Annotated in this window: 9 protein-coding genes and 4 pseudogenes; 10 read left to right on the top strand and 3 right to left on the bottom strand. The window is 68.0% G+C overall.

Going from position 1 to position 8005, the window contains the following annotated elements; genetic code table 11:
• Positions 1-716: 716 nt before the first annotated feature.
• Positions 717-1178, bottom strand: a pseudogene (locus tag ACFWRO_RS34805) (transposase); the annotation flags it as partial.
• A gap of 154 nt (positions 1179-1332) precedes the next feature.
• Between ACFWRO_RS34805 and ACFWRO_RS34800 the strand changes: the two are divergent.
• From ACFWRO_RS34800 to ACFWRO_RS34785, 4 genes and pseudogenes are all read left to right on the top strand, one after another.
• Positions 1333-1698 (top strand): hypothetical protein, encoded by a 366-nt coding sequence (locus tag ACFWRO_RS34800; protein WP_384517953.1) that lies wholly within the window; start codon positions 1333-1335, stop codon positions 1696-1698.
• A gap of 46 nt (positions 1699-1744) precedes the next feature.
• Positions 1745-2425: a trypsin-like serine protease gene (locus tag ACFWRO_RS34795; RefSeq protein ID WP_384517950.1), complete on the top strand. Its 681-nt coding sequence runs from the start codon at positions 1745-1747 to the stop codon at positions 2423-2425.
• Positions 2391-2534: pseudogene (locus ACFWRO_RS34790) on the top strand (transposase); the annotation flags it as partial. The gene ACFWRO_RS34795 and the pseudogene ACFWRO_RS34790, both read left to right, overlap by 35 nt.
• Positions 2531-3078 (top strand): annotated as a pseudogene (locus ACFWRO_RS34785) (transposase). The pseudogenes ACFWRO_RS34790 and ACFWRO_RS34785, both read left to right, overlap by 4 nt.
• Positions 3079-3307: 229 nt before the next feature.
• On the opposite strand, the gene ACFWRO_RS34780 reads toward ACFWRO_RS34785, so the two are convergent.
• The gene (locus tag ACFWRO_RS34780; RefSeq protein WP_384517947.1) at positions 3308-3643 is read right to left on the bottom strand and encodes an ArsR/SmtB family transcription factor; all 336 of its coding nucleotides are present in this window, start codon (positions 3641-3643) and stop codon (positions 3308-3310) included.
• Positions 3644-3754: 111 nt separating this feature from the next.
• On the opposite strand from ACFWRO_RS34780, the gene ACFWRO_RS34775 reads away from it, so the two are divergent.
• From ACFWRO_RS34775 to ACFWRO_RS34750, 6 genes and pseudogenes are all read left to right on the top strand, one after another.
• The gene (locus tag ACFWRO_RS34775; RefSeq protein ID WP_384517944.1) at positions 3755-4471 is read left to right on the top strand and encodes an SDR family oxidoreductase; all 717 of its coding nucleotides are present in this window, start codon (positions 3755-3757) and stop codon (positions 4469-4471) included.
• Positions 4472-4498: 27 nt separating this feature from the next.
• Entirely contained in the window at positions 4499-5185 is a 687-nt protein-coding gene (locus ACFWRO_RS34770; protein WP_384517941.1) for an SDR family NAD(P)-dependent oxidoreductase, read from the top strand.
• A gap of 292 nt (positions 5186-5477) precedes the next feature.
• Positions 5478-5852: pseudogene (locus tag ACFWRO_RS34765) on the top strand (recombinase family protein); the annotation flags it as partial.
• Between the two features lie 107 nt (positions 5853-5959).
• Complete coding sequence (locus tag ACFWRO_RS34760; RefSeq protein ID WP_384517939.1) at positions 5960-6562, top strand: recombinase family protein; 603 nt, start codon at positions 5960-5962, stop codon at positions 6560-6562.
• 27 nt (positions 6563-6589) lie between these two features.
• Positions 6590-6793: a hypothetical protein gene (locus ACFWRO_RS34755; RefSeq protein WP_384517936.1), complete on the top strand. Its 204-nt coding sequence runs from the start codon at positions 6590-6592 to the stop codon at positions 6791-6793.
• A 332-nt stretch (positions 6794-7125) separates the two neighbouring features.
• Positions 7126-7329 carry a hypothetical protein gene (locus ACFWRO_RS34750; RefSeq protein ID WP_384517933.1) on the top strand — a complete coding sequence of 68 codons (204 nt, stop codon included), beginning with the start codon at positions 7126-7128 and terminating at the stop codon, positions 7327-7329.
• 40 nt (positions 7330-7369) lie between these two features.
• Here ACFWRO_RS34750 and ACFWRO_RS34745 read toward each other — a convergent pair whose 3' ends face one another.
• Positions 7370-7906 (bottom strand): ion channel, encoded by a 537-nt coding sequence (locus tag ACFWRO_RS34745; RefSeq protein ID WP_384517930.1) that lies wholly within the window; start codon positions 7904-7906, stop codon positions 7370-7372.
• Between the last annotated feature and the right edge of the window lie 99 nt (positions 7907-8005).

Raw genomic sequence — 8005 nt, 5'->3', positions numbered from 1 at the left:
GCGCGCTGGGCATCCACTCATCGGTGAGCGGGCCGGTGGCCGCGGTCGCCCGCGCGACCTCCTCCCACATACCAGACTCCCCACCGCCAACCGGGGCCCAGGCGCCCGAAGGGGAACCGGACGGCATGCCGGGATGCCGTACCGGCTCCCGTCCCGGCTGCGGGGAAACCCGTTCCGGCACCGGCTGCCGACTCGCGGCAGCGGTACGAGAGCTGTCCGGAACGTACTCATGACCCATGTGTCTTCCATGTCCTTCTGTTGTCCAGGAACCCGCCCAAGTCAGGTCCCACAGCGAGAGAATCACCACCGGCCACCGCGGACGGTCACGTCACCGGCGAAGGAACGCGGGCCCCGGGAAGACGAGACCGCTCGGCAACCGTGCCCCGCCCTCCGCGTCAGGCCTGCGCGTACGCCCGAGGGCGGCCTTCCGGCGACGCGGACACCCAGCGGCCCCCACGCGCCGACCACCGGCCCGATAGCACCGGCCGAGCACATCGCGAACGGCCCACTTACAAAGCCCGACCCGGACGCCAGAGGAACGGTCCCCGCAATTGTTCGCGAGGGGCTCACCGCTTCTAGCCCGATCGAGGCCTACTCCCCACCCGAAAGTTGACCATCAGGCCATCAGGGGTTGACCTGCCCTCGTCTGAACCCTGGGAAATCCCCGCTGGGAACGGGTCTGTCCAGTAGACGGTGTAGCTGGGTTGGTCTTTGGGTCAGATTCGGTTGTTGGTGAGGCGGCCGTCGAAGGCGATGTCGAAGGCCTGCAGAGCCCGCTTCCAGCGGCTGGTCCAGCGTTTGCGGCCCGTGCTGGTCGGGTCGAGAGACATCACCGCGAGGTAGATGCACTTCAGCGCGGCGTTCTCCGAGGGGAAGTGTCCGCGGGCCTGGACGGCCCGGCGGATGCGGGCGTTCACGGACTCGATCGTGTTGGTGGTGCAGACGATCCGGCGGATCTCCGCGTCGAACTGCAGGGAGGGGACGAACTCGGCCCACGCGTTCTCCCAGAGGCGGACGATCGCGGGATATTTGGTGTCCCGTTCCTCGCAGAACTCGAGGAACCGGCTGGTCGCCGCGTCTTCGGTCGGCGCCGTGTAGACGGGCTTGTGGGCTTTGGCGATCTTGTCCCAGTCCTGGCGGCCTGCATAGCGGAACGACGCTCGCAGCAGATGGACGACGCGCATCACAGCTGCACGAACGAGACGCCTCGCGGGGCGTGTTCTGAGGGCCTCCGTAGCCGCCGGCGCGCGCGCCTGGTTCGCCCTGAGCGGCGCCCCGGAGCGGGCGGACGCCGCCCTCACCCAGCCCGTTGCCGACGAGGCCCCCGGCTTCGTGGTCGAGGACTTCGCCTACCCGGGGGCCGACCGCATCCGCGAGGAGCAGGGCATCGTCCTCAAGCGCGGTGACGGTCACATCGTCCTCGCCGACTGCGCTTCCGGCACCGGCCTCCTGGAGGTCTGGTCCCGGGACAACGCGCGCGTCTGCTTCCGCGCAAGCGGGAACAGCGGCCGGCTGACGCTGGAGATACCCACGGTGTACCGCGTCAACAGCAACGCGTACACGACGGAGCTCGACATGACCGTCGGCACCGAGGAGAAGACGTACGACATCCCCGCCAACTCCTGGAAGCCGGTGGGCGAGACCGCTGACCCCGACGGCCGTCCCCCCGTGCTCGTGGAGATCAGGACCTCCAGGTAGCCCCTGTCCGCGTCCCGATACCGTCCCGCCACCAAGGAAGCCACTCATGCGACCCACCAGACCCGCGGCCCTCGCCGCACATTCGGCCACCCTGATCGCCGCGCCCCTCATGCTGACCGGCGCCCCCGCGCGAGCCGCCGCCGGCACGCCGATCACCGACAGCTCGCACGCCTTCACCGCACAGCTCCAGATCGGCAGCAGCGACCAGACACGCGGCTGCTCCGGCGCCCTCGTCGCGCCCCAGTGGATCGTCACAGCGGCCAGCTGCTTCGCCGTCGACCCGTTACAGGGCGATGCGGTCGCGCCTGGCGCCCCCGCGCTGAAAACCGTGGCGACCATCGGTCGCCCCGATCTGACCGCGGGCACCGGCGGGCACGTCACGGAGGTCACCGAGCTGGTGCCGCGGGTCGGGCGGGACCTCGTCCTGGCCCGGCTCGCGATGTCCGCGACGGGGATCGAGCCGGTGCCCCTGGCGTCGGAGCCGCCCGCCGCAGGCGACACGTCGTCCAGGCCGCCGGCATCACCAACGGTGCAACGATCGGCGTCATCGGCAGGCGGATCCTGGCCGGGCTCCTCCCACCAAGGCGCCTGCGTGTTCAGCACCCGCAAGGTCAAGTCACCGATCTCCCGCTACCACGACCGCCAACAAGACGGCCGCCCGGACACCAGTCGCGCCGTCACGGCCTCGACATCACCAGGTTCCGGCCCGTCTGGCCGTCGAGCGTGACGAGGAAGCAGTGGCCGGCTGGGTGAAGGACGTGTGGCCACACGTGGAACCACCGCGGCGGCGCTCGGGGCCTGGACCGTCTTCGATGACGAAGCCGGGTTCTCGATGACGCCGCCGACCTCACGCACCTGGGCCAGACGCGGCAGCACCCCGGTCATCCGGGTTCGAGGCCGGTCCCAGCGCCGCTACTCCATCGCGGCCCTGTGCTGCTACAACCCGGCGAACGCTCCCGTCTGATCTACCGGCCCAAACGGAATACCGATCACAAGAGCGGTGGCCGCAAGAGCTTCGCCTGGAGCGAGTACCGCGACCTCCTCATCGCCGCCCACCAGCAGCTCGGCGGACCGCTCGTCCTCGTGTGGGACAACTTGAACGTCCACAAAGACCGGCGCATGCGGGCCTTCATCGACGCGCACGAGTGGATCACCGCCTACCACCTGCCGCCCTACGCACCCGACCTCAACCCCGTGGAAGGCGTCTGGTCGGTTCTACGCCGGACCAGCCAGGCCAACACCGCCTTCACCGACCCGAACCACCTCATCCGCCGACTCCGACACGGCCTCCGCCAGATCCATTACCGCAGCGACGTCATCGACGGATGCCTCACCGCAACTGGACTCACACGGACGACACCACGCCTACAACCTCAGTAACCGACGCGGACCGGCGGGCGCTGTCCCCGCTGTTCTGGACGCACGTGAACCCGTACGGCAAGTTCGAGCTGGGCATGAACCCCCACCTCGACCTCACCGCCGCGGCGGCCGCAGTACCCAGGTCCCGCACCGCGCCCGACGGGGAGAATCCCAAGTTGGCCTGACAGAAAGGCAGCGTGTGGTGCGCCAGCGACGGCCCGGTCGTATGACCGGCGTGGCGGGACGTCTGTCAGATGGCTTGACGGTCCTCGCCCAGGGCCGAGGGCGGCGAGGAGTTGAGGACCGCGTCCAGGAGCCCGGGGAAGCGGGTGCTGAGGTCTTCCCGCCGTAGAGAGACCGCCTTGTAGCGGCCCCTCTTGTGTTCTCGCGTGAGACCGGATTCGCGCAGGACACGCCAGTGGTACGTGGCGGTTGCCTTGGTCACCTCCAGTGGGAGGCTGCCGCAGGTGCGCTCATGGTCCGAGGCCGCGAGTTCGCGCACGATGCCGAGCCGGACCGGGTGTCCGAGAGCAGCGAGCACGTCCTCTATGAGGAGCTGATCACGGTCGGGGTGGTATGTGGCCATGACTTCGATTGTATGACGCATCCCATACTGCGACATGGTCGGAACCCCAGGGCTCACTGTACGATAAATGTAGTACTGACGTACCGGAAGAAGCCCCTCAGGAGATCCATCGTGAGTCCTACCAGCAATACCCCTGTCGCCATCGTCACCGCCGCCGCATCCGGCATCGGCCGGGGCATCGCCACTGAACTGTCGAAGGCCGGCCACCACCTCTCCCTGCTGGACGTCGACGGCCCAGCGGTCGAAGAGCTCGCGGGCGAGCTCGGCGGCCTGGCCACGGCCGGCTCCCTGACCGTCCCCGACGACCTGGCGCGCCTGGTGGACGCCACCCTCGGGCGCTACGGCCGGATCGACGCCGTCGTCAATGGCAGCGGGCACGCCCGGAACGACGAACTACTGAAGGTCACCGACCAGGACTGGCACGACGGCCTGGACATGATCCTGCTCAGCGTGGTGCGCATGGCCCGGCTGGTGACCCCGCACATGGAAGCCGCCGGGAAGGGCACCATCGTCAACCTCTCCTCCTATACCGCCTTCGAGCCGATGGGATTGATCCCCGTCAACTCCAGCCTCCGCGCCGCACTGACCGGCTTCACCAAGCTCTACGCCGACCAGTACGCGGCGAAGGGCATCCGGATGAACAGCCTGATGCCGGGCTTCGTCAACAGCTGGCCCGAAGACCCGGAGTTCCTCGCGAAGATCCCGGCCGGCCGCTACGCCACCACCCAGGAGATCGGCCAGCTCGCTGCCTTCCTGGTCTCCGACGCCGCCGCGTACATCAACGGAGAGTCCATCCGCATCGACGGCGGCGCAGCCCGTTCCCTCTGACCCCCTACCCCCGCCGAGAGGTCCCTCATGAACACCCCGCACAAGACGTACGCACTGATTGGCGCAGGCCCCAACCTCGGCGCGTCCCTGGCCCGCCGGTTAGGCAATGAGGGCTACCGCATCGCCGCGATCTCCCGCTCTCCGCACAACCTCGCCGCCTTCGTCGCCGAGCTTGAGGCCGACGGCATCCAGGCCGCCGCCTTCCCCGCCGACGCCACCGACCCCCAAAGCCTCGCGGCAGCACTCACCGCCATCGAAGACACCTACGGCCCCATCGACGTCCTGCAGTGGAACGTCATGCCCGGCTGGCAGGCTGCCCTCACCACCCTGCAGATCAACCCGGTCAACGTCAGGCACGCACTCGACCTCAACGTCACCGGCCCCATCACGGCAGTCACCACCGTCCTGCCGAAGATGATCGAACGAGGCGGCGGCGCCATGCTTTTCACCACCGGAGCCTCGGGCAAGTACCCCCTCGACATCACGGCCAACCTCGGCTTGTCCTTCGCTGCCCTGCGCAACTACCTCCACAACCTCCACGAACAGCTCAAAGACGCCAACATCTACGTGGGCACCATCACCGTCGGGGACCACATCGCGAATGACCACGCCGACCCCGACCACATCGCCGACCACTACTGGACCATGCTCACCAAGCGCGACAGCATCGAGGAACAAATAGGCGATCCTGTCGCCCAGTTCGCCCAGCAGTAGTGCTCTGCAGCACAGCCAAAGTGCTGCGGCTGGCCGGTGCAGACGATAGTGATCATGGTGATCGACGAGCCGTACAGCACGCTCGCGACAGTCGCGAGGAGAGTCCTGGAACCTGCTCCGCGTCCCGCTGGCCAGTCATACCGGTTCTCACAAACGGGGGGCCTTTGCCCGAGCGAGATCAAGAAGAAGAGTTCGGAGACCGCTTGGCGCCGGTTCGGTTCGCAGAACCCGTTCTTACCCAAAGGTGGGTTCGGGGTACTTCTGAGAATCGTTTGCGACAGCATCCGAGGGCATGACGGTCCCTCAAGAGGCTTCCCCGAGCGACGCCGACGACGTCGAGCACCATCCCTGCCCCCGCTGCACCGTCGAACCCGGCCCGCCGTGCCGCTCGCGCTCCGGCGCGGTCGCCGGCACCTACCACACCGGCCGCTTCACGAAGGTGCCCCGGCTCGCCAAGCTCCTGCGCGTGCCGACCCCCGCCGACCGCAGGCCAGGCCAGCCGTGGCGGCCGGGCACTCCGGTCCCGCTCGCCCTCGCGCCGGGCACCCCGACCGCCGACATCCGCATCGGATACGCCCGGTGCTCGACGCTCACCCAGGAACTCCAGTCGCAGCTCGATGCCTTGGCCAAGCACGGCATCCCGCGCGACAAGGTGTTCTCCGAGAAGATCAGCACCCGCGTCCGGGTGCGGCCCCAGTTCGAGGCCGCGCTCGCGCTGGCCCGCAGATCAAGGCTCACGCCCCGCACTGCCGGGTCATCTTCACGGTGTACGAGATGCAGAGGCTGGGGCGCGACGCCGCCGAACTCACCGCGCTCGCCGACCACCTCACCGCCCACGGCCTGGTCCTGGAAATGCTTGCCGGGCCCCTGCCTGGGATGTACGACTCCAGCGGGCCGGGCCGACTGCTGTTCGCGTTCTTCGCCGCGATGGCGGAGACCGAGCGGGAGAACATCCGGGAGTCGACCCTCGAAGGGCTCGACGCGGCGGCCCGCAAGGGCAAGCACGGCGGCCGCCCGCCCGTCATCACCGAGGACATGCTGCACACCGTGCTCCGGCGCCGGGCGAACGGCGAGTCGGTCGAGCAGATCCAGCCCGACCTGATCATCCCCACCGGCAAGCGCAAGGGCCAGGCTCCCAGCGTCGCGAGCGTCTACCGCGCGCTCGCCGAACACGAGAAGAAGGAGGCGTATCCCGAGGCGGTCGCCCAGGCACACGCCGACTTCGCCGACCTCCAGGACGTCGACGACATCCCTCGCCCCCGCCGGGTCCGTATCCGACGCCCCGGCGACCCGCTCACAGCCGACGAAGCCGACCTCCGCCAGCGACTCCAGACCCAGCCTCACCCGAACCCGGAGACCGCCACCCAGGAACCATGATCGTTCTCAGCGCCAACCGCTGTACCGATGTTCCCCAAGCCCGTGATCATCCTCACCGGCAAGCGCAAGGGGCACAGCCCCTCCGCCGCCAGCATCTACCGGGCCCTCGCCGAGCACCAGAAGGCCCAGGCGTCCCCCGAAGCCGTCGAGGCGGCCCACGCCGACTTCGCCGCACTCCAGAACGCCGATGTCCCCCGCCCCCGCCCGGACGCCACAACGCTCAGCTCATGACCATGATCAAGTGCTTAGCGTTAATGGCTGTACCGATGTTTCTACCGACGCCAATTGCATCGGATGCGACTCCCTGCCTCTGCGGAGCCGCATCGTTGCCGCACTCGTTCTCGTCTACGCCCAGCCCGTCAGCCGCATCGTTCGCCTGACCATCGGCGACATCGCCGACGACGGCACCACTGTCGCCGTCTGTCTAGGAGATCCGCCATCTCCCCTCCCGGAGCCCGTCGCCGAACTCATGCGGGCCCTACGTCCACTCCCGCCAGCACCTGCCCTACGCCAGCAGCCGAAGCGCCCGCTGGCTCTTCCCCGGCCGCCAGCCAGGGCAGCCGATGAACCCGGTCACCCTCCAGGCCCACCTGCGCGCGATCGGCGTCCCTCCGCAGCGCGGCAGGACTTCCGCGATCCGCCAACTCGTCCTCCAGGCCCCCGTCATCGCGAAGGCCCTGGGCTACCACGACAAGACCGCCACCCGGCTGGTCACCGAAGCCGGCGGAACCTGGAGCCGATACGCCCCCGGCGACCACAGACGGTGACATGTTCGACGACCCTCGGCCGAGGAGGCGCAACGCAGCCTCAGCGCGCCTCCTTGGGCTCAGCGAATGCCTTGGTCACTGCCGTGGCCAACACGACGGTGACTGTGAGAACAGCACTGAGCAGCTCGCAGACCACCAGGATCTGCGCGAATGATGTTGTCGGGTGAATATCTCCAAACCCTGTCGTGGTCCAGGCCGTGACGGAGAAGTACACCGCACTTGCTGGGGTCAACGCCTGGCTGAAGGACCCCCGGACCCCGGACGACAGCAGGTAGTAGCCCGAGGCGAACACCATCATCTGGCCGATCACGAAGAAGCCGATCATGAGCGAGATCTGGATCCGTGTTCCCTCGATCCAGGCATTCTCGTGAGTGAAGGCGATCGATGCGGCAGCCATCAAAGCGCATGTCGTCAAGACACCCAATCCGAGGCATACATACGCTAACCATCTCGGAAATGCAGGAACTATGGCGAGCGCAGGAAGCAAGCCCAAGGTGGGCCAGAAAACAAAATCGACCGGCGTGATCCGCCCCCCATGCTCGACCACGATCGGTTCCTGCGAATCCTCATCGCCCACCACTCGACCCTAGAACGGGTGAGGGTGAGAGATATGAGGACATGCCGGACGCCACTACCGACCGTAACGGAAGTACGCGCGGATCGGTGAATACGCGAC

Source organism: Streptomyces sp. NPDC058579, assembly GCF_042718575.1.
Lineage (GTDB): Bacteria > Actinomycetota > Actinomycetes > Streptomycetales > Streptomycetaceae > Streptomyces.
The sequence above is the reverse complement of the archived record's forward strand: the minus strand, read 5'-3'. Positions and strand labels throughout refer to the sequence as shown.